The 25,469-nt window shown below is 38.0% G+C and carries 20 protein-coding genes; 10 read left to right on the top strand and 10 right to left on the bottom strand.

Annotation, left to right across the window (positions count from 1 at the left end):
- Window positions 1-71 precede the first annotated feature (71 nt).
- Window positions 72-2,393, bottom strand: coding sequence for a peroxidase family protein (locus tag ACM03V_RS11705; protein WP_414620957.1), 2,322 nt, complete (start codon window positions 2,391-2,393; stop codon window positions 72-74).
- A 480-nt stretch (window positions 2,394-2,873) separates the two neighbouring features.
- Between ACM03V_RS11705 and ACM03V_RS11710 the strand changes: the two genes are divergently transcribed.
- Window positions 2,874-4,757 carry an ABC transporter ATP-binding protein gene (locus tag ACM03V_RS11710; RefSeq protein ID WP_414620958.1) on the top strand — a complete coding sequence of 628 codons (1,884 nt, stop codon included), beginning with the start codon at window positions 2,874-2,876 and terminating at the stop codon, window positions 4,755-4,757.
- A 229-nt stretch (window positions 4,758-4,986) separates the two neighbouring features.
- On the opposite strand, the gene ACM03V_RS11715 is transcribed toward ACM03V_RS11710, so the two are convergent.
- The gene (locus ACM03V_RS11715; protein ID WP_414620959.1) at window positions 4,987-5,571 is read right to left on the bottom strand and encodes a hypothetical protein; all 585 of its coding nucleotides are present in this window, start codon (window positions 5,569-5,571) and stop codon (window positions 4,987-4,989) included.
- A gap of 470 nt (window positions 5,572-6,041) precedes the next feature.
- On the opposite strand from ACM03V_RS11715, the gene ACM03V_RS11720 reads away from it, so the two are divergent.
- On the top strand, window positions 6,042-6,656 hold the full coding sequence (locus tag ACM03V_RS11720; protein ID WP_414620960.1) for an esterase/lipase family protein: 615 nt from the start codon (window positions 6,042-6,044) through the stop codon (window positions 6,654-6,656).
- Here the strand turns inward: ACM03V_RS11720 and ACM03V_RS11725 are convergent.
- Window positions 6,631-7,062, bottom strand: a complete 432-nt coding sequence (locus tag ACM03V_RS11725; RefSeq protein ID WP_414620961.1) for a VOC family protein — start codon at window positions 7,060-7,062, stop codon at window positions 6,631-6,633. The two genes, ACM03V_RS11720 and ACM03V_RS11725, sit on opposite strands and share 26 nt — an antisense overlap.
- Before the next feature lie 188 nt (window positions 7,063-7,250).
- On the opposite strand from ACM03V_RS11725, the gene nagZ reads away from it, so the two are divergent.
- The 3 genes from nagZ (at window position 7,251) to arsS (ending at window position 10,883) form a co-directional block, all read left to right on the top strand.
- Window positions 7,251-8,318 carry a beta-N-acetylhexosaminidase gene (nagZ, locus tag ACM03V_RS11730; RefSeq protein ID WP_414620962.1) on the top strand — a complete coding sequence of 356 codons (1,068 nt, stop codon included), beginning with the start codon at window positions 7,251-7,253 and terminating at the stop codon, window positions 8,316-8,318.
- A 406-nt stretch (window positions 8,319-8,724) separates the two neighbouring features.
- Complete coding sequence (gene arsM, locus ACM03V_RS11735) at window positions 8,725-9,693, top strand: arsenosugar biosynthesis arsenite methyltransferase ArsM (protein WP_414620963.1); 969 nt, start codon at window positions 8,725-8,727, stop codon at window positions 9,691-9,693.
- 203 nt (window positions 9,694-9,896) lie between these two features.
- Entirely contained in the window at window positions 9,897-10,883 is a 987-nt protein-coding gene (gene arsS, locus ACM03V_RS11740; protein WP_414620964.1) for an arsenosugar biosynthesis radical SAM (seleno)protein ArsS, read from the top strand.
- A 448-nt stretch (window positions 10,884-11,331) separates the two neighbouring features.
- Here the strand turns inward: arsS and ACM03V_RS11745 are convergent, their stop codons facing one another.
- From ACM03V_RS11745 to ACM03V_RS11755, 3 genes are all read right to left on the bottom strand, one after another.
- A complete protein-coding gene (locus ACM03V_RS11745; RefSeq protein ID WP_414620965.1) occupies window positions 11,332-11,796 on the bottom strand; it encodes a lipocalin-like domain-containing protein in 465 nt (154 codons plus the stop codon).
- An 80-nt stretch (window positions 11,797-11,876) separates the two neighbouring features.
- Entirely contained in the window at window positions 11,877-12,536 is a 660-nt protein-coding gene (locus tag ACM03V_RS11750; protein WP_414620966.1) for a glycoside hydrolase family protein, read from the bottom strand.
- A 238-nt stretch (window positions 12,537-12,774) separates the two neighbouring features.
- Window positions 12,775-14,226, bottom strand: a complete 1,452-nt coding sequence (locus ACM03V_RS11755) for a right-handed parallel beta-helix repeat-containing protein (protein ID WP_414620967.1) — start codon at window positions 14,224-14,226, stop codon at window positions 12,775-12,777.
- A gap of 734 nt (window positions 14,227-14,960) precedes the next feature.
- Here ACM03V_RS11755 and ACM03V_RS11760 point away from each other — a divergent pair.
- Entirely contained in the window at window positions 14,961-15,959 is a 999-nt protein-coding gene (locus ACM03V_RS11760) for a zinc-dependent alcohol dehydrogenase family protein (protein WP_414621029.1), read from the top strand.
- A gap of 606 nt (window positions 15,960-16,565) precedes the next feature.
- Here ACM03V_RS11760 and ACM03V_RS11765 read toward each other — a convergent pair.
- A complete protein-coding gene (locus ACM03V_RS11765) occupies window positions 16,566-17,297 on the bottom strand; it encodes a PEP-CTERM sorting domain-containing protein (protein ID WP_414620968.1) in 732 nt (243 codons plus the stop codon).
- Between the two features lie 698 nt (window positions 17,298-17,995).
- Between ACM03V_RS11765 and ACM03V_RS11770 the strand changes: the two genes are divergently transcribed.
- Window positions 17,996-18,379, top strand: a complete 384-nt coding sequence (locus tag ACM03V_RS11770; RefSeq protein ID WP_414620969.1) for a macro domain-containing protein — start codon at window positions 17,996-17,998, stop codon at window positions 18,377-18,379.
- A 20-nt stretch (window positions 18,380-18,399) separates the two neighbouring features.
- On the opposite strand, the gene ACM03V_RS11775 is transcribed toward ACM03V_RS11770, so the two are convergent.
- Window positions 18,400-18,735: a type II toxin-antitoxin system RelE family toxin gene (locus ACM03V_RS11775; protein ID WP_414620970.1), complete on the bottom strand. Its 336-nt coding sequence runs from the start codon at window positions 18,733-18,735 to the stop codon at window positions 18,400-18,402.
- Window positions 18,736-18,842: 107 nt separating this feature from the next.
- Window positions 18,843-19,109, bottom strand: coding sequence for a type II toxin-antitoxin system Phd/YefM family antitoxin (locus tag ACM03V_RS11780; RefSeq protein ID WP_414620971.1), 267 nt, complete (start codon window positions 19,107-19,109; stop codon window positions 18,843-18,845).
- A 187-nt stretch (window positions 19,110-19,296) separates the two neighbouring features.
- Here ACM03V_RS11780 and ACM03V_RS11785 point away from each other — a divergent pair, with 187 nt between their 5' ends.
- From ACM03V_RS11785 to ACM03V_RS11795, 3 genes are all read left to right on the top strand, one after another.
- A complete protein-coding gene (locus tag ACM03V_RS11785) occupies window positions 19,297-21,486 on the top strand; it encodes a pentapeptide repeat-containing protein (protein ID WP_414620972.1) in 2,190 nt (729 codons plus the stop codon).
- An 82-nt stretch (window positions 21,487-21,568) separates the two neighbouring features.
- Window positions 21,569-22,354, top strand: coding sequence for an exodeoxyribonuclease III (gene xth, locus ACM03V_RS11790; protein ID WP_414620973.1), 786 nt, complete (start codon window positions 21,569-21,571; stop codon window positions 22,352-22,354).
- A 455-nt stretch (window positions 22,355-22,809) separates the two neighbouring features.
- Window positions 22,810-24,306 (top strand): HlyD family efflux transporter periplasmic adaptor subunit, encoded by a 1,497-nt coding sequence (locus tag ACM03V_RS11795; RefSeq protein WP_414620974.1) that lies wholly within the window; start codon window positions 22,810-22,812, stop codon window positions 24,304-24,306.
- Window positions 24,307-24,421: 115 nt separating this feature from the next.
- Here the strand turns inward: ACM03V_RS11795 and ACM03V_RS11800 are convergent, their stop codons facing one another.
- Window positions 24,422-25,414 carry a TIGR00341 family protein gene (locus ACM03V_RS11800; RefSeq protein ID WP_414620975.1) on the bottom strand — a complete coding sequence of 331 codons (993 nt, stop codon included), beginning with the start codon at window positions 25,412-25,414 and terminating at the stop codon, window positions 24,422-24,424.
- Between the last annotated feature and the right edge of the window lie 55 nt (window positions 25,415-25,469).

Raw genomic sequence — 25,469 nt, forward strand, 5'->3', positions numbered from 1 at the left:
GGTTAGTTGTTAGTTGGTAGAAGCAATTTTATAAACGTGAAAATCCCCAATTACCAATTACCAATTACCCATTACCGGTGGAATTCGACTTTCATCGTCATGCTGTTGTCGTTGGTAGAATTTGCATCTGTCAAATCCCCAAAATCGAATTTAAACAAACTCGTATCTCCACTACCTACTTCGACAATGCGATTGGAATCATTACTGTTAGCAGCACCGAAGGATAATAATGCTTCAGCTTCGCCGTTTTCAAAGTCTTGAATATTCCCATCTTGGATTACATAGGGAGCCAGAAGACTGTTATCTGGTAAATCCACATCGAATTTTTCTCTTTTGGAATTATCTTTAATTTGAAAATCTGCTACACTCGATGCGATCGCGCTTTTGATATAATCTTCTCCATCTTCTGGTGTGAGACTTTCACCCGTTACTTTATCTACAACTGTTCCTTTCTCATCTTTGATGGCATAGAATCCAACGGTGTTATCGAAAGACGATTTTTCGGTGACGGTAATTTTGGCTTTGCCGTCGTCACCTTGTAAATCCAATAATCCATCGCTAAGCAGATTATCTTTACTTAAGGGGTTATTTTCGGAAACTTTTAAGAAGACGTTTTCCTGAAGTTGATCGATTTCAGTATTCGACTTGATGATGTCGGCATAAGAAGTCTCTTTTATCTCCTTTATTTCCTTGTTGGTAAAGAAACCACCATCTTTAATCTTATTTTCAAACCAAAATCTATCGGCATCTCTCAGCCGCTCAAATTGCTCTCCGACTATGGCTTTAGTTGTTTCTCCGGCTCCAGAGGGTGCTACAGCATCTTCGGCAAATAAGCCTATCAACAAATCAACGTCTTCTACAGTGCCGTACAAATCTTTCAAAGTTTTAGCTAATTCCTTATCGGAAGTTAACTCATCAAAACTCTTCACACGAGGCAAACCGAAATCATCTCGTACCTGATTGTAATCGGCTAAACCACGCTCTCTTCCCCGTTGAATATTTGCCGAATACAAATCAAAACCTACACCAGCAGGAGGAAATAAAGCGTTGCGTAAATCGAAGACTATATTCGTATCGACATCTTCATCTAGAGTTACCGTGCTACCCCGCAGAATTCCATCTACATCTTTACCCTCGGTAATATTTGGCGCTCCAAATGTGGTTAACAACGGTAAAGTTGTCGCTTTACCATCGCTATTAACAGTCTCTATTTTATTACCCGTTTGAGAGTGTCCAAAACGGAAACCAGCAGCGTTAAATTCATCGGATATTTGGGGAGTCTCTTTTGCATCGTAACCCTTATATTTACTAATATCCCCTATCTGCTGGGGCAACCACTCATATGTAACCACCTGTTGATATTGAGCAATATTAATCTTCCTAGCTCTTTCAAATATCTGTTTATCATCCCATTTAGGATGAAATGCAGATAAATCCTCGGCAATACGATTGTGATTCCTCACCCATAAAGTATGCTGTGCAGCTAAAGCATCTTGCTCGCTAACTCTTTCATCTCCAGCTAAGAATCCTACACCCTGAAAAAATCCCCCTCTCATTACCTTCTGGGTATCTGCCGGAAGTAAATCATCCTTGGTTGATTCAGTCTCTTCAGAAAAAACTTTTAGCTTACCTCCCTTACTACTACGAAGAGATTTCGCTAATTCCTCATCGGAGCCGTAAACAACAGATAAATCCAGCCAGTGAGTTAAATCGTTGGGTACTTTTCCAGGTTTCGATTTACCATTTTCGATAACTCCCGTACCCGATTTAAAAGCATTTCTGGGAAACTCAAACTCTAATCCCTCATCTTTCTGCCTGTTAATTGTCGGAGTTGGGGAAATATCCGGTGTAAAGTTAGAATCATTTTCAGGAATATCGATGTTGAAATTATCCGTACTTAACCTTGCCAAGTTAAGATCGTGGTTAATTAACTGCCCGAAAGCCCAATTTATCGCAGTTAAACCATTGGGGCTGGGATCGGTTTCACCTTTATCTAATTTAGAGGTTGCATTACTTATTACCCTGGCACTAGGGCGGTCTAAAGGATCGAGTAATACAAAGGGCGCATGAGCATTATTACTTAAACCATCCTTATTTTTAACAACCTCCAAACCCGACTTAGTTAAACTTTTTGTTTCCGCTTCACTAAAAATCGGAATTGGTTGACGACTTACAGCATTACCATCAACACCAATTAAAGGATTGCCCTCAGCATCGCTTGCAACCCCCGCAGGAGAAGCAACTTTATCCTCATACTCAAAAGTACCAAGACGAATAAAAGCTGTACCATTAGCCCCCAATCGCGGCTTCTCTAAATTATTACCGGAACCATTAATCTTACGAATCGAATCTAGCCTTTTGCCTTTATAGGGATTTCTGTCAAGAATTGACATATCGCCACACTTTGTAACTTTATATACAAATTGTAAGAAACTTTTTTCTCGATTAGTGTATCTGCGAATACTTGAAAATCAAATTATCATGGATATGGGTAGTATAAAAATCGCTTATTGTTCCCGAACTTGATAAAATTTTCATAAAGGCTAATAGCGACCAAACCCGAATATTACAGGAGTTTCAAGTGATATGATGTTTACTCCGGCAATTGTTGAAAATAAGGAAGTGCAACAATCTCAAACCCTTGCAATAGCCCTCTTACACCCAGAATCGCATTTTATGAAAAATGTATTTGATTTCACACTGCTGTCAAATTTAAACGTAACCGTAGATTTATTTCAAATCTCATAAACAAAAATCAAATTTAACAATAGATGTCTTCCTCCCAATTGCAGATATAGTCAAGCATAATGAGTGCAAACATCAATCAAAAAGACGGCTTTTTTTTCATCAAAAATTAATATAATGCATTTACTATGAGCATCTCCAAACCTCTAAAGAAATCTTATAAGCAAAACAGCGATCGCAAAACCGATTGGCGATTATTTTTGCGTTTAGTACCCTACGCTCGCAGCTATAAAAAGCTTCTGGCAACTTCAATGTTATTGCTAATACCAGTAGCAGTAGCAAATGCCGTACAGCCTTTAATAGTTGGACAGGTAATTTCCCTTATTCGTAAAGAACCCAACACCTACGATTTTCTGATCGGTAATCTCCAACAAGGATTATTGATTCTGCAAATAATCTTCTTAATTACGGTTGTTATTAAGCTTTTGTTAACTGGCTTTCAAGGATATTTAGTTCAGAAAGTCGGACAAAAAATTACTGCCGATATTCGCAAAGATTTATTTCAACACGTTACATCTTTAGCAGTACGCTTCTTTGATAAAACCCCCGTCGGTAAATTAATTACCAGATTGACATCCGACGTAGAAGTTTTAGGAGATGTATTTGCAACGGGTGCAGTGGGTATATTTGCTGATATATTTTCCACATTGGTAATTATCGGCTTTATGTTTTACACCCAATGGCAACTAGCATTACTGCTGCTGTTATTGCTTTTCCCCGTATCCGCCTTAATTACCTTCTTTCAACAGCAGTTTCGTAAAGCTAATTATAAAGTTAGAGAAGAACTTTCCGTACTTAATTCCCAGTTACAGGAAAACATTACCGGAATCAACGTAGTACAGCTATTCCGTAGGGAAAAATTCAACGCTCAACTATTTGAAAAAACCAATAACCGTTACGTCAAAGAAGTAGATGTAACAATTTTCCACGATTCCGCAGTTTCAGCAACTTTAGAATGGATTGCTTTAGTAGCGATCGCCGGGGTATTGTTGATTGGTGGCTGGTTAATTTTAGGAGAGCAGTTAACAGTTGGGATATTAGCGACTTTCATACTTTACGCTCAAAGATTATTCGATCCCTTACGACAATTCGCAGAAAAATTTACCATCATTCAAACAGGTTTTACTGCCATCGAACGAGTTTCTGATATTTTAGATGAGCCTATAGAAATAAGGGATAAAGTAAATCCCAGATATTCGCTGACAAATAAATTTGAATTCGGATATATCGAGGAAATAGTCGAAAATTTAGAAAATATTGATGATAAAATTGACCCTTCAAAACTAGGAGAAATCCGTTTTGAACAAGTTTGGTTTGCTTACAAAGATGATGATTACGTCATCAAGAATTTGGATTTTACCATAAATCCTGGAGAAAAAATCGCTTTGGTTGGCCCCACGGGAGCCGGTAAAAGTACGATAATTCGTTTATTGTGTCGTCTTTACGAACCCAGCAAAGGAAGAATTTTAGTAGACGGTATAGATATTAAAGAAATACCCCAAGCCGAATTAAGAAGGTATTTAGCCGTAATTTTACAAGAAGGATTTTTGTTTGCTGGTGATGTCAAAAGCAACATTACATTAGGTGACAACTACACCTTTGAAGAAATCCAACAAGCAGCGCGCGCGACAAATGTAGAAGAATTTATCGAAAGATTACCACAAGGTTATAACTCCCAACTTCGGGAAAGAGGAACAAATATTTCCAGCGGTGAAAAACAGCTTTTAGCCTTTGCACGGGCTGCCATTCGTAACCCACAAATATTAGTATTAGACGAAGCAACCGCTAACTTAGATGTAGCCACAGAAGCCTTAATTCAAAAAGCTTTAAACCAACTTTTAGCTCAACGTACAGCAATTATCATCGCTCACCGTTTATCCACAATTCGCAACGTCAACCGCATTTTCGTACTCAAACGCGGTGAATTAATCGAACAAGGTACCCACGAAGAACTAATTGAACAAGGTGGATTATACGCAACATTACACAACTTACAAATGTTCAATCAGTAATCAATTATCAATTATCAATTATCAATTATCAACGAATGGTAATTGATAATTGTTCATTGTTCATTGTATAGTGTTCCCTACCTAAACAAAATGTTAAATTAATTTACACGGTTACTTAGTATAAAAGTAAAATCCCGGCTCCTTTAAGAAACCAGGATTTGTGATTGTATTAATTTTGTAATAAATCTATTTTTGCCTTTTATTTTAAGCAAAAAAACAAAATTACGAATTATTTTTTAATGGGAGCCTTAACCTTGCTAGCCATATCTAAAAATGAATTCATATTCGCACCAGGGCGACGGCGCATTCCATCATTTTTGGGTATGAGATATTTAGGTGCAAAAAGAGTTTCTTTGTCGTCTTCAGGTTTATCTGTCTTAACAGCTTTCTTCGCAGCTTTCTTTTGAGCTTCTTTCTTCTCTACGGTAACAGCTTTAGCTTCTACACCTTTAGCCGTTTGCACCATTTCCACATCCACTTCTTGAACTTTATCGGATGCAACGTCTTTTACATTATTATCTTTATCCTTTACCTTGACTTTATCGGATGCAACTTCTTTTTTCCGATTATCTTCAATTGTAACCTTGGCTGTATCCTTTGACTTCAGCTTAGTATTTGTTTGAGCTGTAGCATTTGCTGGTTTTGCCGTCTTATCTGTTTGAGCTTTAGCATCTGCTGGTTTTTTACCATTATTGGATGCTTCAACTGGCTTAGAATCAGCCTTTGGCATTGGCTCATCGGGTTCATCTTTTAATTGTAAAAAGAACCCACCATCTTTCTTGCTTCCACCGAAAAGTCCAGAAATAAATTTCATAATCCCCTCAGATTAACGTTTTGATAAAACGAAACGTGTTGATTTCTTTTGTCTTTTATACCTGAATTTTGACATAATTAATAATTATGTATTTTCGTAAATCACGTTCAAAAATACTTAGTTATCTTATCCCACCTACTTTCGGCCTTATTTTAGTACCTGTCATAAGTCTAAGTAATATTCTTGGATTAATTCTACTGTTTACAAACGCTAAATGTCTTATACTTCAAGCGATTGAAGACAATCGAGACTTATATCAATTATTAGATTTTCTTGTAACTTAGAGCAAGACTGTGAAAGATGATTTAACAAAAGTTTACAAATTAGTTGTTAGTTGTTAGTTGTTAGTTGTTAGTTGTTAGTGGTTAGTAGCTAAAAATTATATTTCCCCTTATCCCCTTGTCTCCCTCTCCCCTCTCCAATGCCCAATACGTTACATTTGATAAATTAAACTTAATCCTATGTAATAAATGAATCAGCAGCGCAATCCAGTATTGTTAGTTCACGGTATTTGGGATACTGGGAAGGTATTTCGTAAAATGATTCCTTTTCTGAAGGAGCGCGGTTTAGAGGTTTACGATTTGGATTTAGCTCCTAATGACGGTAGTAAGGGATTGGATGATTTAGCACAACAGGTTGCTCGCAAAGTTGAAGCGGCTTTTGGTAAAGAACAAGCTTTTGATTTGGTTGGCTTCAGTATGGGGGGAATCGTCAGTCGTTATTACGTCCAGCGACTAGGTGGAATCAACCAGGTGCAAAGATTTATAACCCTTTCATCACCGAGTCACGGTACGCAGATAGCTTACTTTAATCAAGGGTTGGGTTGCGTACAAATGCGTCCGTCGAGTAATTTTCTCAAAGATTTAAACAGCGATGCTCAAATGCTATCGCAAATCAATTTTACTTCGATTTGGACACCTTTCGACATGATGATTGTCCCGGCAAGTAGTTCTAGAATGCCCGTAGGAGATAACTTTACCGTGCCAGTTTTAGTTCATGCTTGGATGCTTACCGATGAAAAAAGTTTGAACGCGATCGCAACAGCATTATCGGCACCAATTAAGTGCGATCGCCAATCTGTGTAAATTCCGCGCTACCAAAAATTGCTTCAGGATAGCAGTAATATTTATACTCCATCAAGTTGTAAAATGGGTCTTCGAGAAAAAAAGTGCGATGTTCGAGGGGAGTATTTATAAAACGGTTTTTAGCTGATTCTCGAAAAGGTAAATTTCGCTGTTGTGCTTTTGTCAGTAAATCTTCCCAGTCAGCTTCTTGAGTGAAAACCAAACCGAAATGTCTGGGATAAATACCTTTTTGTAATGTAAGTGGTTCCTTGGTGACGTGTGCGACTAACTGATGCCCGTAAAGATTGAGAATCAAAGCATTGCGATTTTCTCTACCGGGGGTGCATCCCAAACCACCGACATAATATGCTTTAGTTTGAGCAATATCGGTGACGGGGAATGCCATATGAAAAATTACTTTATTCATGAGAATTGGTAATTGGGCATGGGGCATTGGGCGTAGGTAACAGCTGGGGAGCAAGATGCTCCCACTACAAATATTTCTCCCCACCTTGTCTCCTCCTCTTCAACAGTATCAGAAATCGTATAATAACCATCTATTAACCGTTAACTAATAACCGTATTATTTGATAATTGATAATTGTTAATTGAAATATGTTCGGAAATCATTTAATTGTCGGTGTTTCGGGTACTGCGTTAACCGATGAAGATAAAAGAATTTTAAGTAGTATAAAACCCGTAGGAGTTTGCTTTTTTGGTAAAAACTTCCGCGATGGCGAACCTTATGAATCGTGGTTGCAAACTTTCAAAAAACTTAGCGAGGAAATACGAGAATATACGGAACGCGAATCGATGTTTATCTCTATCGATCATGAAGGGGGAAGGGTAATTCGTCCACCTTTACCAATTACGCGATTTCCCTATAGTTACGTGTGTCGCAAACGAGCGCGGGAAGTAGCTGCGGCGATGGCAACTGAGTTAAAATCCTTGGGAATTAACGTATCTTGGGCACCCGTTGCGGATATATTTTCTAACTCCAACAATCCGATAATCGGGCCTCGTTCCTTCGATACAACACCAGAAACAGCCGCCGAATATGCCCGCGAATACTTCCTTGGATTAAAAGAATCGGGAATTATCGCTTGTGCCAAACATTTCCCCGGACACGGAGATACTAACACCGATTCCCACTTAGCATTACCGATACTAAATTTAACTAAAGAAGCAATAGAAAAGCGAGAATTGATACCTTTCAAAACCTTAATTGCTGAAAAAATCCCTTTAATTATGACAGCCCATATTCTCTTCCCTGAAATCGGAGGAGATAAACCCGCTACTTTTTCTCAACCAATTTTGAGCCAAATATTAAGAAAAGAACTTGGTTTTGAAGGAGTTGTGGTATCCGATGACTTAGATATGAAAGCCGTTGCGGATATGTATAGTCAAAGCGGCACCGTAGCAAATACGTTAAATGCAGGCTGCGATATATTCTTGATGTGCGGTAATTTGCCTTCATCATCCACCGAACGAATTTATTTTATTGCTGAAGATTTTAAAAAGTCCTTAGAGAACGGTAGTCTTGATGAATCGGTTGTAGCAGCAGCAAACGGGAGAATTGAGAAATTATTGAGCCAAACACCGCAATATTCGCTTGAAATGCTGGATAAAGATATATTATTGCAACACGCAGAATTGGCGATCGCCTGTAGTTTTGATAAATAAAGCCTTCCATTAATTGCGATTGGTTTGTAGTAATGATTTGTTACCTCGATATAAGAATTAAAACTCTTACTACAAACTTTTCTACTCCCTACTCCCTAAAAAATTTACCATTATCCAAGCATTCTCTCAGCAAAAACTCATCTAACTTCATCTAAATCATATTTATATAAATATATAGAACATTAAATCTGCTACCAGATTTTTGTCAGCCTTGTAGAATCAATAGTGGGGTGGCTGTTTACCTGCCACCGCTTTTTTAAATTAATGGGCATCTAATTAATGGGCTTCTAATTAAAAGTTGTCCGACAACAAATTATTAATATTACTATTTATACAGCTTCTTCCAAGAACAATCCAAAATCCACAAGAAACGCATCCGTTGTTAAAATCCAAAATCTAAAATCAAATGACTTATTTAGAAACAGCAGCCAAATTTTACAGCGACGTAGCCCAAACTCCCGAAATAGGATTATGTTGCGTGCAAAGTACCCCAATGCAGTTACCGGGGTTGCATATTCCTCTGAAAATGCAGGAAATGAACTACGGTTGTGGAACTACAGTTCACGCAAACGAGCTTACTAACGAACCTACAGTATTATATATAGGCGTTGGTGGTGGTTTAGAAGCTTTGCAATTTGCTTACTTTTCCCGTCGTGCTGGTGCTGTAATCGCGGTAGATCCAGTTGCAGATATGCGTCAAGCTGCAAAAAATAATTTAGAAGTTGCAGTTAAAGATAATCCTTGGTTCGATCCTAGCTTTGTAGAAGTTCGCGAAGGCGATGCTTTTAATATCCCAGTTGCTGATAGTTCCGTTGATATTGTTGCTCAAAACTGCCTTTTTAATATCTTTGAACCCGAAGATTTAACTCGTGCTTTAAAAGAAGCATATCGCGTATTAAAACCCGGCGGACGCTTGCAAATGAGTGACCCAATTGCAACTCGTTCAATACCGGAACATTTAAAAAAAGATGATCGATTGAGAGCAATGTGTTTGTCGGGTGCGTTAACATATGAAGAATACGTTCAACGCATTATAAATGTTGGTTTTGGGCAAGTTGAAATCCGCGCTCGTCGTCCTTATAGATTGTTAGAAGCGACAACTTATAATCTAGAAGAAAACCTACTTTTAGAAAGTCTTGATTCAGTAGCTTTCAAAGTACCAATTCCAGAAGATGGAGCTTGCGTATTTACTGGTAAAACAGCTATTTATGCAGGTTCAGAACCATTTTTTGATGACAACAACGGTCACATTTTGCAGCGAGGAATTCCAGCCGCAGTATGCGATAAAACTGCCAGAAATTTAGCGGCTGCTTTACCAGAAAAAGTCATTGTCACCGATTCAACTTGGTATTATGACGGCGGCGGATGCTGTTAATCAGTTAACAGTGAGCAGTGAACAGTTAGGAGTTAGGAATTATAGAATTAATTGTAGTGGGAGCATCTTGCTCCCTGGCTACGTTTTATAAATAAAAGAATTTCATCGGCTCGTAGTTGCGCTGTACTCGCCTCCGGATAAGAAGCGAGTACAGCGCAACTACAAACCTTTATACAGTTAATTACCAATTCCCCAACTCATCTATGATTCAAACTACAGTAACTCCTTTCAAACGTAAACTTAATTCGACTTTAACAAAGAAAGAAATCAATGTTTTACAAATTAATTTAGGTAAGCGTTGTAATCTTGCTTGCAGTCACTGTCATGTGGATGCGGGGCCGAAAAGAACTGAGGAACTTTCGGCGGAAGTTTGCGAGCAGTTAATTGAAGTAATTGAAAGATTTCCGGAAGTTAAAATTGTAGACTTAACTGGTGGCGCACCGGAAATGAATTATGGTTTTAAGCCAATTGTGGAAGCTGCAAGGAAGAATAATAAGCAGGTAATTGTTCGCTCTAATTTAACGATTTATTTTCAAGATGGATTTGGCGATATTCCGGAATATTTTGTTAAACATAAAGTAAGAGTTGTTGCTTCTTTACCCTGTTATTTAGCCGATAATGTCGATAAAATGCGCGGTGATGGTGTTTTTGATGCTTCGGTAAAAGCGCTGCAATGGTTAAATAAGTTAGGTTACGCTAAAAAATCAGATTTAATTTTGGATTTGGTTTATAATCCACAATTACCTACAAACGAAAATTTTAATTTAACTCCCAATCAAGTCAAGTTAGAACAGGATTACAAAAAGTTCTTGCAAGATAACTTCGGTATTGTATTCAATAACTTATTTGCCATCACTAATTTACCAGTGGGTAGAACTAAGTTTCATTTAGAAAGAACAAAGCTATACAAACCTTACCTACATTTTCTCGAATCGAATTTCAACCCCGTCACTGTTGAAAACCTGATGTGTCGCGATGAACTTTCTATAGATTATCTTGGTAACGTTTACGATTGCGACTTTAACCAGATGATGAATATACCAGCGAAAACTCGCGACGGTGAAGATATTACAGTTGCCAAGCTGCTCGAAGTTGGTGATTTGAATTTAATTAATGAAGTGCAGACTGCTAGCTATTGTTACGGTTGTACTGCTGGTAGCGGCTCTAGTTGTGGTGGGGCTTTGCTTTAAAAAATCAAGTTTGGATGAATATATAAAGGTTTGTAGTTGCGCTTCCGGCTAAGAGGCGCTGAAGCGCAACTACGAGCCTTTTTACATAATTCTCCAAAAAAATCACCTCGTTACCAAAATTGTTACCAGCGAACTATTGCTGCTTGAAAATTATACAATAGCTATCAAATAAGCAAGTCTCCTTACACCATATTCAAAGCCGTGGACCTCCCTGAAATACCCCACGGTTTTCTTTTTTTATTTTTATGGTCATTAATAATAAATAAATCATACATAAGCTCGTCGCTTAAAATAGATGACTATCAAATAATTATTACTGTTTCAAAAATTGATACGTCAGCATTTATCCAGCTATTTGCTGATTATAATAATCTTAACGTTAAGTTTCTCACATTACATTCAAAACCCGTGAAACCTTATGTTTTGCGGTTTTTTATTGGTTTTATCGCTACTCTATCCGTTCCCAAGTCAATTCAAAAATTTTAGGTGTATCATCGCTTTTAGTCGGTGGAGTTTTCAAGGTAACTCGATTCCCATTTAATACAAAAGTCCTAGTTAAACTCTTACCTATACGATTGGGAATTGATGCGATTTCAACATGATGAATTACTTTGTTACCGTCCAAGGTATAACTTCCAGCGTATGAATTAAAAGTAGCAAATGCTTCTGCTCTTTCCTCAACTGGTACTTTATGTATGGCGGTGGTAAGAGGTGAAGCTGAATTACCGCTTAATAGTGTGCGATCGCCTTTTGAGAAAATCACCATCATTTTACCTTCGATGGTATAGGTGATGTAGCCAATCGGGTTAGCCCCGAATGTTTCGTTATCTATATTTCCGTCGGGGAATATAGCTGTTATTGATATGAGTTTCCAAGTTCCTAGTAAGGGATTATTTTGAGAAAGGTTTGACATCTATTGTATTAACTTTTAGGGTTTGTAGTAAGGATTTTAATCCTCCATATTATCAGAGTTAAAACTTTTACTAAGAGCTTTTATTTCTCAAACAAATTCCCTTCATTCCGACGACGATTAATTAAACCAGGTAATTTTTTGCCTTCACCATGAACCCAACGATTTAATTCACTTGGTACAGCTTGATAATCTTGATCGTTTAATTTAGCTAATAATGTCGATGATGTAAATTGGGTTTCTCCAATATTAAATACAAAACTCACAAGCGCATCAAATTGATTTTGATTTAAGGGTACTTTGACTAATTTATGAACTGTATTTTCGGCTGTAATTACATCACTCTGTAAAATCTCCATTGCTCTTTCTTTCGTAATTCCATGTTTAAATTCTTCCGGTTCGTTGCCACATATTGGGCCGTGATGTACCAAATGTCCTACACCAATTGTGGCATGATTGGCTGGATCGTTATATAAATGTAAAATCATTCCTTCGTGTTCGGCAATGAACTTTAAACCATTATCGCTGATTTTCTTATTATCGGAATTAGCCTGAATATTAATATTTTCTGATGGTAAATAAACAATTTGACCGATTTTTAAGCATCGCGCTTCATCTTCCGTAAAGCATTTTCCCGTCCCTTTCATTATCTCTTTCCAGCGGTTAGCGCTACCTAAATGATCTAGGGCGATCGCGCTTAGGGTGTCGCCAGGTTTTATAGTGTAAGGAGTAAGGTTAGTCATTTATAAGAATAGGGAGTAGGTACAGAACAAAATTAAATAATTATAATTAGATATTACAAGAAACCGGCTTTTTTTGAAAAACCCGGTTTCTTAATTACTGCTCGTTTAGATTTTTGTAGAGAATAAAAAATATGTATTCAAAAAAGGAGAAAGCATCTTTACTTTAGTAAGTAAAGCTTTCTCCATTTTCTAAATAATTAGCTTTTGCGATTTATTTTGCTAAAGCGATCGACAGTAATTAAACAAAATTGATAGTGTTGTTGCTGCCTTCATTAACAATATCATCAGCAGTCAAGCCTGTACTGCTAAGTATATCGAAAGTGTTACCAGTACCAGTGATTATGATTGCACCACTTTCGTTACCCTCGAAGGTAGTACCTTCGCCGATTTCGATGCGATTATCATCACCAGCAACTTCTATTCCCCACTCACCATTATTGAAAATCTCTGTACCGAATAACCCTACAGTGTTTCCCTTACCAAGAATTTCAATACCATCTTCAGCATTGCGGAAAATTTTAGAATCATTGATAGTTAGGTTGTTGTTTTCCCCGGTGTAGTCAAACGAGAAACCACTAGAACCATTATCTACCATGAAACTATCTTGGATAGTGATAGTGTTAGCATCACCATCAACTTCAAAGCCTTGCTCTGCGTTGTCGAAAGTTTCGACATCGTTCCAAGTAACAGTGTTGTTTTCACCAAAGACATCAAATCCATCATCACCGTTGTTACGGAATGCACTTTCGATAACTTCGATAGTATTTTCCGTACCCCGGAAGTCTACATCAAAACCATCTTCTTTATTTCCGCCGAAAACACTTCTATCTTGAATGGTAACTGTGTTATTGGTTCCATCAATCTCGAAACCCTCTTCAGCATTACCATCCGAGGATACATTATTTAAAGTGATGGTATTTTCAGAACCCTCGATATCAAAACCATCATCGCCGTTATCGCGGAATGTGGTTGCAGTTAAAGTGATTTCATTACCACTAGCGGTAATATCATCACCGAACCCATCTCCACCATTATTAGAAAAGTTGCTGTTGCTGCCAGTAACTTTATTATTGCTTCCATCAATCTCTACACCATCCTCAACGTTACCAGTTGAAGAGGCTCTATCTAAAGTAAAAGTGTTGTCATTACCAAAGATATCTATTCCATCATCTTTATTATCAAAAAATGCGGAGTTTGTAATATCGAAATTATTGCCTACACCAGTGCGAGGAATTACTAAGCCATCGTTGTTTGATTCAAATTCGCTGGTGTCGATGTTAAAGGTGTTGTTTAAACCGTCAACACCCAAGCCACCTGCTTCATTGAAGCTTGCTTCTACACGAAATAAATCGACAGTACTGTTTTCACCAAAAACATCTATACCATCGTCACCGTTGAGGTTGAAAGATGATTCGTTCGCTGTTAATGAAGCACCGTTAACAGTACCGCGAATCTCAAAACCATCATCACCATTGCTGGTAGATTCTACTTGTTCAAGCCCGACATTAACACCATCGAGAACAGCAATACCATCTCCTGCAAAGTTGCTGAAGGATTCGCTGTCTAAATCGGTATCTGAAGTAATTTCAAGTCCATTTCCTTTAATATCATCTGTTTGATTAGATGTATTCATGTCTTCATTTTCAACTTTATTATCAGTTACATTCATGTCGTTGGTAGCTGTAGCCATGATATTAAGTCTTCCCTGGATTTAATTGATTTAGTAACACGAGTTAAGTTTAAATAGTCACTCCAAAATTGCAGCAACTCTTCAGCTACTAATTTCTCGATTCGCTGATATACTTGTTGATTGCAAAAAAGGAAAAGTTATTTAGGCAATGTGAAATAAGTGCAGCCATTGATACAAAATATTGACGAAAACCGTGCTAAATTATCTAATAAGATAAAAGCCTAATAAGGTTAATTCAATGCTATAATGTATAAATATAGGCTTTAATTGACACAACCTTTAAGTTAATAATTTTTACTTAGCTCAAGTTAATTCAATACTGACAACTAAATATTATCTTTTATTTATAGAAATATTAAAAATTGGTTTTTATTTAGTTAACAGAAAAATAATACTCCCTAAAAGATAAGAGCATATATCTGAGGACGTATATCTTTTGTAATAGAAAAATATTGCACTATTTGAATTGGCTTCTTATTTCATTTGTGTCTAATATAAACTTACGAATTAAACTATTTTGGATTAACTAAGAGTATTAATAAATGTTGCGATTTAGATAAAATACAAAATATACAGGACTTACGCAATCGCAACCAAAAAGTAGGCATTCCAAACTCTAAGATCCCCCCAACCCCCCGCTAATTTGGGGGGCTTTGCGTAAGTCCTAATATAAAATCAAATTGGCTCCCCTTTACGCTAAAGTAATTTGTGAAGCGTGCATCGAAGGAAAAGCCATGAAAGCAGTGTTAATGACAGCACCCGGAAGCCCAGAAGTATTGCAACTGCGAGAAATTGCAAACCCGCTTCCTCTTCAAAATACAGAACTTTTGGTACGTTTAAAAGCTGCTGGTGTTAACCCCATCGATACAAAACTTCGCAAACGCGGTACTTTTTACCCAGATAAACTGCCTGCAATTTTAGGCTGTGATGGTGCGGGAATTGTAGAAGCCGTAGGAAGTGAAGTAAAACGGTTTCGGGTAGGAGACGAAGTATATTTTTGCAACGGTGGAATAGGTGGACATCAAGGTAATTACGCAGAATTCACAACTGTAGATGAACGATTTGTAGCTGCGAAACCTAAATCTGTCTCCTTTGTAGAAGCTGCTGCTGCACCTTTGGTATTAATTACCGCATGGGAAGCTTTATACGAACGCGGACGTTTGTCACCGGGAGAAAAAGTATTAATTCATGCAGGTGCGGGTGGTGTCGGACACGTCGCAATTCAATTAGCTAAGCTTAAAGGTGCCGATGTTTGCACTACGGTAAGTACTCAGGAGAAAGCCGATTTTGTCAAGCAACTGGGGGCAGATTATGCGATTAATTATCAAGAGAATGATTTTGTCAAAGCGGTTTTAGATTGGACAAACGGAGAAGGTGTAGATTTAGCATTTGATACCGTCGGTGGCGAGACATTTGAGAAAACATTTGCAGCGATACGGATTTACGGCGATATCGTCACGATTTTGCAACCAAGCGACAAAACAAATTGGAAAGTAGCGAGACAGCGTAATTTGAGAATAGGTTTGGAATTGATGTTAACGCCGATGTTGCAGGGAATGGTGGAAGCGCAGGTACATCATGGCAAGATTTTAGCAGAATGCGGCAACTGGATGGATGAAGGTAAATTGAAAGTTTGCGTAAATCGGACATTTGGTTTGGCAGAAGTTGGGAAGGCTCATGAATTGTTGGAAGCGGGTTCGATGATTGGGAAATTGGTAATTGGTATTGGGTAATTGGTAATTGGGGATTGGGCATAGGGCATTGGGAATTGGGCATTGGTTGATGAGTATTTTGTAGGGTGTGTTACGGCGAAGAAATGCTTGCGGGGAAATAGATATGTTAGTTAATGCCGTAACGCACCGTCTTGGTTTAGCGAAGTACTTGGAAGCTTGTTATAAATACCTGGCGATTGAATATGCCCTCCGGGCACGCTTCGCTAACACGGCTACACAGGCGAAACCCACCTGCGTGGGTTGGTATTTTTTCGGGTGTGTAACGGCGGGGAAATAGATATGTTAGTTAATGCCGTAACGCACCATCTTGATTTAACGAAGTAATTGGAAGCTTGTTATAAATACCTGGCGATTGAATATGCCCTCCGGGCACGCTTCGCTAACACGGCTACACAGGCGAAACCCACCTGCGTGGGTTGGTATTTTTTCGGGTGCCCTGCGGCAACGTAATGGTTGAAGGGAAACAGATATGTTAGTTAAAGCCGTAATGCACTATCTTAATTCAACTAAATAATTAGGATTACCTATAGAAAAAATTTTGAAAGAAATGGTAGAAGCACCAATGCATCCCTGAGAAATTATCTTAGGGAAATAAGCTTCGTCAACCTAAGCCGATTTTGCGCCTTTCTTCTTCTTGAGCAAAACGCCAAAACCTAAAGCAGCGCCAGTTCCGAAAATAGTCATAGGTTCTGGAACGGTTTCTGGAACGGGTTCGGTTGCGACGTTAAATTTATAATTCTGATCTCCAAATCGGTTAATATTAGACAATTCAACGCTAATCGAGTTGTCGGTAAAAGAAATATTGTTAATTCCATCTAAATCACCAGAAACCTGATTCACGCCTGTAATTCTTCCCGGAACACCAGCAATATCGAAATCAAATTCGGACAACCTCCAAATTGCGGGTTGAATTACTGTTGATAGGGAAAAATCTCCAGGGAGAATGGCACTAACGATTTCAAAAGAAGTATCCTTAACGTCAAGAGTATTAACAGTAAAATCCGTAGTTTCTCCAAATTCAACCTCATCGCTAATTACACGAGTCACAGGTTCTATTATAGGAGTCTCAATAGTTGTCTCCCCATTAGGAAAACTAATACTCATTGCAGGTTCTATTATAGGAGTATCAATAGTTGTTACCTCCTCACTAAGAAAACTAATACTCATTGCAGGTTCTATTATAGGAGTATCAATACTCATTGCAGTCTCTTCTGGACGAAACAACCCACCTTTAACCGTACCACCAAACAATGCAGCTTGAGCGCTTCCAGAAAATATCACGGTGACAACAGGAATCAGAGCGACAGACTTAAGTAAAGTTGTTAGTTTTGAAATCATAAAAAAATTATCCAATCAATCGGAGGTTTTCATCGAACACCTCTTGATAAAAGCATAAGAAAGATTTAATTCAAAGTTTTTTTTTATACTTTATGGTAAATTCATATAAAATTTGTATGAAGAAGAATTTTGAAAAAAATATCAATATGGATGAAAAGCTTGGGATGTAAGAGATTTAGTTAATTTTACAATTAACAAATACGATCCGAAAAGTATATATAAAATAATCAAATAATCAAAAAGTACAAGTAAAAATACTGATTTGGAAGTAATTGGTAATTAGTAATTGGTTTAATGAGTATTTTGTCGGGTGCCCTGCGGCGACGAAATGATTGAGGGGAAGTAGATATCTTAGTTAAAGCCGTAACGCACCATCTTGATTTAGCTAAGTAATTGGGAGCTTGTTATAAATATCTGGCGATTCAAATCACGGCTACACAGGCAAAACCCACCTGCGTAGGTTGGTATTTTTTCGGGTGTGTAACGGCGGGGAAATAGATATGTTCGTTAATGCCGTAACGCACCATCTTGATTTAACGAAGTAATTGGAAGCTTGTTATAAATATCTGGCGATTGAATATGCCCTCCGGGCACGCTTCGCTAGCACGGCTACACAGGCAAAACCCACCTCCGTGGGTTAATTATTGTAGGGTGGGTTACGCTTACAACCAAAAACCCCCAACTTACTTAATCCGTTGATGGAAAAAGTACAGCAGCGCATTTTGACGGATTATTTAGGAGAGCAATCTGTAGGAACATCAATAATTGTGGAAACGGGTAATTGTAAACATCCGTTTCTCGCACATACACCTACCATGCGAGTTCCCATGTCTATTGCGGGGACAGATGTTCCTTATGTGGCTATGTGGGCTATGCTTTTAGCCGTGCGTCGTCACAACCAATATTCTCAACATCAAATTAACACTGTTGCTTGCCCCGGTTTGGGTACGGGAATCGGTAGAGTTGATTATGATGAAGCTGCCAGACAAATGGCGATCGCTTACGATCATTTTCTTTATCCACCAAAGCATCTTAATTGTTTTGTTGCGGCTTCCAGACAGCTTTTAATTTGGGAAGGCTGACTTGGAAGAAATACGGTTGTTCATTCCTCCAAAAATTTCTCCATCAGCGTATAAATATCGTTTTTATCACCTTCTTTACGTAATCCTACTCCTACAATTAAAACGATAATTTTCTCAAGTTCAACTTTGTAAATAATTCTGTAGCGTTGACCTACTGCTCGAAGGCTGCGATAACCTAAAAGATTATCGACTAAAGCTTTACCTTGAAGAAGTGGATCTGTCTTTAACTTATTTATGCGTTGACTCAAGCCTTTTTGATGACGTTTATCTTGAATACCGCCTAGCATTTCTAATGCTAACGGTGTCAGTTGAATTTCATATTCGGTATTAGCGGGCTGATTTGTATCTGAGTCCAACTTATTTAAACTTCCCCTAAAATTCAAGCACTTTACAACTAAAAATGTACACTTCAATGTACACTTTTAGAAGTAGTATCGGGAAGTACGAAATTTACCTGCTGGATTTACTCAAGCCCAAGTTTAGCTTTTGCTTCCTCCCAGGTAATAGTTTCTCCTCTTTCAGCCTGCTGGATACTTTCATGCAACTGCTTGCTAAATTTTTTATCGGAAAGAATAGCTAAAGTTTCCATCATAGATTCAAATTTCTCAAAGCTAAGTGCTGCCATTACTGGCTTACCATGCTTAGTAATAATTACTGCATCGTCTTTTAATTCGTCAGGCAAATTTAATAATTGCTGTCTAGCTTCTGTAATAGTTAGATACTTAGGCATATTATAGAGCGTACATAATAATGTACATTTATTGTACTGTAGATTGTTTTGTTGCAGCTTCCAGACAGCTTTTGATTTGGGAAGGCAGTAGTTTGTCACATTAAATATTATCGGTGAAGACAGGGAGGGGGAAGAGGGGGGAGAAAACAATGTATATTAATTCCCAATGCCCAATCCCCTATGCCCAATGCCCAATTACCAATTACCAATTATCAAATTATTTTACATCTGCACGCTATTCTTATTATTAATATCTATCCAACCTGTTTGGGCTGCGGAGCTTCAACCACAACGGACTATTTTAACTTTAGAATTATTACAAGAAAGGATTAGTTCACCTATCGTAAATCAAGGCAGTCTCACGGTTGATTTACGGGAGATGGAAATAAATTTACAGCCAGAAAATAAAGAATTTCGCGATAATTTTTATAAGTTGTTGCAGGATATATTGCAAAAAAATGGTGCAAAACCTGTAGGATTAGATTTAAGCGATTCTATAATTAATGGCGATTTTATTGGTAGCGATTTGGGTTTAAGAACTCCTTTGTATGCTCAAGGTATTGCACCAATTTTTACTGAAACCGAACAAAGTCAACTCGAACGTTTGCGTGAAGTTTGTTTGCAGTCGCTGGCTTATTCTGTTCCCAATTCTAAGGATTGTCGTTCTTTATTAGGAAAAAATTCGACGACTTCGGCGCAAATTTCGGTGTTTCGCGGTTCGTTAATTTTTAAACAAACTCGTTTTAAGGGTAAGTTGGAATTTAACAATACGTTTTTTCTCCAACCTGTGGAAGCGGAAGGAGCTTTTTTAAATGATACTGCGAAATTGACAGAATCAAGGTTTGGCCGTCGAGTTAGTTTTGCAAGTGCAAATTTTCGCCGTGATGTTGATTTTAGTGGAAGTGTTTTCTTTGATGAAGCCAATTTTAAGGAAACTCAATTTAAGGAAAATACCGAGTTTAAAAATACAACTTTTGAAGATTCCGCCAATTTTTCTAATGCGACTTTTCAAGATATAGCTAATTTCAGTCGTGCGCGTTTGGAAGGTACGACAAATTTTTCTAAAACACGTTTTCTCGAACAAATTCAGTTTACTAAAGCTAATTTTCAAGATTTTTTATTTTTAAAAGAAACTAGCTTTGCACAATCTGTCATCTTCCGAGAGGCACAGTTTAATTTACCCGTAAATATGCGTGGTGCCAGTATTCTCAGTCAAGCTGATTTTAGCGACGCTGTTTTTGCTAAAGGTGCTTATCTCAACGTACCAAGTTTAATTTTTAATTCTGATAAAGCTAAAATTTTGGGTAATCCCGGTGAAATTGGCGCGATGTTGCGAGTACCAAGATTGTCGGGAAATCAAAATGTATTGCGTAATTTGATTCAAAATTTTCGCCAGTTGCAGCAAATTCCCGATGCTAACGAGTTGGAGTATAGCAAACAGCGTTTATCTCTAAAAAATTTAACTCGTCGTTTGGTTGATGCGAATATTAATAATGCTTCTCAAAAACGTTTAATAAATTTGGGTTTTTCTAAAATTCAAGCAGAAGCGATAATTAAACGTCGTCAAAATCAACCGTTTCAAATAAAAAGTGAATTACTAACATTAGCCGATATCGACGAAGAAACATTTACACAGCTTGCTTCACGCTTCGTAGTTGGCGAAACTCTTACCCCAGCTAAATGGTTGCTTCATACATGGAGATGGTTGGGGTTAAGTTTATTACTATTACTGTCGGGATACGGTACCAATTTTTACTTAGTTTTTGGCGTAGGAATAATTGCGATCGCGTTTTTTAGTTTACTATTTTGGTTAGTTGATAGATTTCGCCGAATTCATCCCTTACCTATAATTCCTACAGCTTACGAAACTAGTTGGATGCTAGGAAGTTTTCTTCTCAGCACATTGTGTGGTTTAATCGCCATCTTTCGCAATACACCACAACCATTATTAACTTTAGCTTGCATGGCAGTTATTATTGTACCTTTGCCGAGTTTTTTATTATTCCGACTTTACCAAAAAGGAAGATATCACGATTTAATGGAAACATCATACTTTACAGAAGATGGTACTTTACGACAATTACGGTTATTAATTGGGCGTTTACCCGTAATACCAAGGTATGAATTATTTCGCGAGCGTTATTTACCTTTATTGTGGAATCGTCGCTGGAACTGGTTAAATTATTATGACTTTAGTTTAAATAATCTTTTAAAATTAGGCTTTAACGATGTGCGTTTGCGAGACGAACACCTCCCCGGAATTATCAGTACTTTGGCATGGTATCAATGGAGCTTGGGTATACTTTACATCACTTTAGTTTTATGGACGCTTTCCCGCACCATTCCCGGATTGAACTTATTGATTTATCTGAAGTAATTAAAAATTGGGTATGGGAGAGGGGGAAGAGGGGGTAGAAAATATTATTAACAACTATCAACTAACAACTAACAACTAATTTATGAAAATCGCTACTTGGAATGTCAATTCAATTAGAACTCGTTTAGAACACGCTATTAATTGGTTAAAAGAAAGCGGTGTTGATGTGCTTTGTTTGCAAGAAACTAAGGTTGTAGATGAACTTTTTCCGCGAGAAGCTTTTGAAGAATTAGGCTATCATCTTTATACTTCCGGACAAAAATCATACAATGGTGTGGCTATAGTCAGCCGTCAACCTTTAGAAGATGTTTCAGTTGGTTTTACGTCGATTTTGCCGGATGTAGATGCGAAATGGGACGAACAAAAGCGAGTGATTTCGGGTGTCTTTGATGGTATTAGAATCATCAATCTTTACGTACCCAACGGTTCTTCAATAGGTAGCGAAAAATATGAATATAAATTGCAGTGGTTAAAAATATTAGCAGATTATTTACAGAAACAATTGAATTCTAGACCTAATATATGCGTGTGCGGAGATTTTAATATAGCTTTAGAAGACAAAGATATTCACGAAAAAGCTAAACCAGCAACTCATATCATGTCATCCGATGAAGAAAGACAAGCTTTACGAGAAAATGTTTTAAAATTAGGATTCGCAGATGCATTTCGTAAATTTACGTTAGAAGGCGGACATTACAGTTGGTGGGATTATCGTGCAGCCGGATTTCCTCGTAACCGTGGCTGGCGCATCGATCATCATTATCTCACACCCGACTTATACGAACGCGCAAAAAGCTGCACCATCGACATCGAACCCAGAAAATTAACTCAACCCAGCGATCATACCCCTGTGACGGTGGAGATTTAAGAGATGGGGGGAAAAGGGGACAAGGGGATGAATAATTAATTAACTACTCTTAACTCCTCACTATTCCCAATGCCCGATGCCCGATGCCCGATGCCCAATTCGCAGCACAAAAAGGATTGGGTACTTTCCACACTTTGCTAGAAAATTGATTTTTCTGTACAAATAAAGAAGCTAAAACCTTAGATATTAGTTGTTAATTATTAGTTACTAGTTGCTAGTTATTAAGAGGTTGTTTGAAAAGTATTATGTTTTACTTCGGGCACCTCGAAAACCTAACCCCCCTGCCCCCCTTCCCTATGAGGGAATGGGGGTAATAAGCCTCTCTCCTTCTAGGAGAGAGGTTTGGAGAGAGGTTCCGAGTATAGTTATTGACGCATTCTTACATCCTCTAAGATCGAGCAGTTAAAACAAATACCAATTACCCATTACCCATTACCAATTACCAATTACCAATTATGAAATATTCTTTAGTTGCTGATGCATCTCAAGCACGTAGAACAAAACAGGAATTTGCTAAACCTGACGAACAGTTATCTTATGAGTTGGGTAAAGCCGTACAGGAATTACCTCCGCTTTATACAAGATTGTTAGCGGGAACGATTACCGCGATTGTGTTTGGTTCGATTACTTGGGCGCATTTCTCGAAAATAGATGAAGTGGCGACTGCACCGGGAAAAATCGTTGCTGCGACACAAATTCGACCTGTAACATCTTTGGGTAATGGCTCAATTGTGGGAGTCAAAGTTAAGGAAGGCGATGCAGTTGAGAAAGGCGAAGTATTAATTCAACGCGATCCAGATTTGCAGCAAGCGGATGTTGCTCGTTTAGCGAAAAGTGCTAATTTAATTCGAGAAGATTTGCGTCGCTTGGATGCCGAACGTACTGGTGTTAAAAAAGCGGGTAATCAATTGCAGGATGAGCTTTTACAGTCTCGCTTACAAGACTATCAAGCACGTCAAGCCGCTGCGGAAGCCGAAGCAAATCGTCAAGGAGCAATTGTAGAACAAGCAAAAGTGCGTTTAACTCGTTTGCAGGAAAACCTGGCTAACGCCAAAATCGGTTTAAATAATGCTAGGGCTAATAAGACAAATTCTGAAGAACTTAGCAGTAAAGTTGAAGAAAGTGTAGCCTTAGCGAAGAAAAGGGAAAAAAGTTTACGCGGTTTAACTACTCAAGGTGCCGTACCGCGACTCGATTATTTAGATGCACAAGATAGACTCAACCGTGCTAACGCTGAAATTACCAGGGCTGCGGATCAAATAATTAATGCTAAAACTAAAGTAACTGAAAGCATAGACAAAGTTACATCTTTAGAAAAAGACTTAGCCGCACAAACACAAGAAATTAGTCAAGCACAAGCAGCCTTTGAAGCAGCACAAAGTCAAGCGCAGCGCTTAGCTTCGGAACGTCAAAGTGAAATATTAACTCAAATCAACAAGCGAAAAGAAGAATTGACTAATATTTCAGGTCAATTAGAGCAAGCCCAAAAACAGCAGCAATTAGAAACTATTAAAGCTCCCGTTAGCGGCGTAGTTTACGATGTCAAAGCTACAAAAGGTCCCGTACAATCAGGAGAACAGTTGCTCTCAATCGTACCCAAAGGAGAAGAATTATTATTAGAAGTCAAAGTTGTTAACCGCGATATTGGTTTTATTAATAAGGGAATGAAAGCAAAAGTCAAATTAGCAACCTTTCCTTTCCAAGAATTTGGTGCCATTACCGGCGAAGTAGCGAGCGTCAGTCCTAATGCAGTAGTAGATGAAGAATTAGGATTAGTATTTCCTACCACAATAAAATTAGATAAAAATACCGTCATGGTACGTGGCAAAGAAGTAGGATTTACACCAGGAATGACAGCGAATGCTGAAATGGTTACTCGTAAAAAATCAATTTTGACATTCTTAGTTGAGCCAGTTACCCGACGTTTTAGCGAAGCATTTTCTGTTAGATAGTAGTTAGTGGTTAGTCGTTAGTTGTTAGTTGCTTAATTCACTCCTAACTCCTAACTTTCAATCCAAAATCCAACATCCAAAATCTAAAATCCTATGGCTTCTAACTCTATCCCTGTCAAGCTCCTTTATATTTAAGAACAAAAATTACACCTATCAACCCTGCTAAAAGCAATATCCAAGATCCAGTTGCGATTTTAGTCAGCTTTTTGGCTTGGATGCTTTGTAGCCAACCAGTTGGGCGTACATCTTGAAGTATAAGAGTGGCGATCGCCGCTAAGTTTAAACTGGCAATATTGGCTGTAACTAGCAGCATTGCGCCTAATGCGGGTTCCCATTCACCCGAACCCATTAACATTCCCCAGGTGACTAAGGGTGGTAGTAAAGCAACTGAAACCATTACTCCCACGATTGAACTGATTTCGCCAGCAGTTAAGGAAATAGCAGCAGCAGCACCGGAAGCAAGGGCAACAACAATATCGGGTAAAGTTAATTTGGTTCGGATGGCTATTTCTGGTAAGTCTGGACTGACGGGAATCAGCAAACCGATTAAAATTGAAAAGGCAATCGGTACTAAAATTCCGATTATTCCAACTCTTATAGTTTTTAAAGCTAAGGATAAATCTCCTAAAATAGTAGCTACCGCTAATGCCATATTCGGCTTTAGTAACGGTGCTATTACCATTGCACCAATTATCACCACTTCACTACCGCGTACTAAACCAACAGCAGCAATACTCGAAGATAATAATAATAAGGAAATCTGCGTCCACGAGAAATGAACGCTTGTTGCTACATTAGTGTAAATTTCTTCGCGGTTAATCCGAGTTGGTGCTTCTGGTAAACCATTTTTCTCAGATGATTCAAGTCGAGGTAAAGAAGCTTCTACTGGCAATAGCAATAAACGAAAATCTTCTACATTCTTAAACTGCCCAACCACACAATCAACTAGCAGCTCTACTTGCCCAGACGAAAGTAATATTTTAAATTCCAGTTGATTATTTTCTAATTTTTTCGACCAAATTCCTGCATAGGTGTATTCTGCAATTATTTCTTCAAATAGTTCACCTTTTTCCTGTGGTAGATAAACCTCAACTAAGCGTAGATTCATGTGCGGCGTTTTGTGGGATTGAAAGAGTGCTAATTATTTAGCGTAGCCGATTCTA

Origin of the sequence: Calothrix sp. CCY 0018 (assembly GCF_963920925.1) — a bacterium.
Lineage (GTDB): Bacteria > Cyanobacteriota > Cyanobacteriia > Cyanobacteriales > Nostocaceae > Rivularia.

Excerpts from the sequence above, each read along its gene's own strand:
- ACM03V_RS11780 (WP_414620971.1), bottom strand. The coding sequence starts at position 19,109 with ATGCCTAAGTATCTAACTATTACAGAAGCTAGACAGCAATTATTAAAT.
- xth (WP_414620973.1), top strand. The coding sequence starts at position 21,569 with ATGAAAATCGCTACTTGGAATGTCAATTCAATTAGAACTCGTTTAGAA.
- ACM03V_RS11705 (WP_414620957.1), bottom strand. The coding sequence starts at position 2,393 with ATGTCAATTCTTGACAGAAATCCCTATAAAGGCAAAAGGCTAGATTCG.
- ACM03V_RS11800 (WP_414620975.1), bottom strand. The coding sequence starts at position 25,414 with ATGAATCTACGCTTAGTTGAGGTTTATCTACCACAGGAAAAAGGTGAA.
- ACM03V_RS11720 (WP_414620960.1), top strand. The coding sequence starts at position 6,042 with ATGAATCAGCAGCGCAATCCAGTATTGTTAGTTCACGGTATTTGGGAT.
- ACM03V_RS11795 (WP_414620974.1), top strand. The coding sequence starts at position 22,810 with ATGAAATATTCTTTAGTTGCTGATGCATCTCAAGCACGTAGAACAAAA.
- ACM03V_RS11710 (WP_414620958.1), top strand. The coding sequence starts at position 2,874 with ATGAGCATCTCCAAACCTCTAAAGAAATCTTATAAGCAAAACAGCGAT.
- ACM03V_RS11760 (WP_414621029.1), top strand. The coding sequence starts at position 14,961 with ATGAAAGCAGTGTTAATGACAGCACCCGGAAGCCCAGAAGTATTGCAA.
- nagZ (WP_414620962.1), top strand. The coding sequence starts at position 7,251 with ATGTTCGGAAATCATTTAATTGTCGGTGTTTCGGGTACTGCGTTAACC.
- ACM03V_RS11750 (WP_414620966.1), bottom strand. The coding sequence starts at position 12,536 with ATGACTAACCTTACTCCTTACACTATAAAACCTGGCGACACCCTAAGC.
- ACM03V_RS11755 (WP_414620967.1), bottom strand. The coding sequence starts at position 14,226 with ATGGCTACAGCTACCAACGACATGAATGTAACTGATAATAAAGTTGAA.
- ACM03V_RS11715 (WP_414620959.1), bottom strand. The coding sequence starts at position 5,571 with ATGAAATTTATTTCTGGACTTTTCGGTGGAAGCAAGAAAGATGGTGGG.
- ACM03V_RS11785 (WP_414620972.1), top strand. The coding sequence starts at position 19,297 with ATGCCCAATTACCAATTACCAATTATCAAATTATTTTACATCTGCACG.
- ACM03V_RS11725 (WP_414620961.1), bottom strand. The coding sequence starts at position 7,062 with ATGAATAAAGTAATTTTTCATATGGCATTCCCCGTCACCGATATTGCT.
- arsM (WP_414620963.1), top strand. The coding sequence starts at position 8,725 with ATGACTTATTTAGAAACAGCAGCCAAATTTTACAGCGACGTAGCCCAA.
- ACM03V_RS11770 (WP_414620969.1), top strand. The coding sequence starts at position 17,996 with ATGGAAAAAGTACAGCAGCGCATTTTGACGGATTATTTAGGAGAGCAA.
- ACM03V_RS11765 (WP_414620968.1), bottom strand. The coding sequence starts at position 17,297 with ATGATTTCAAAACTAACAACTTTACTTAAGTCTGTCGCTCTGATTCCT.
- arsS (WP_414620964.1), top strand. The coding sequence starts at position 9,897 with ATGATTCAAACTACAGTAACTCCTTTCAAACGTAAACTTAATTCGACT.
- ACM03V_RS11745 (WP_414620965.1), bottom strand. The coding sequence starts at position 11,796 with ATGTCAAACCTTTCTCAAAATAATCCCTTACTAGGAACTTGGAAACTC.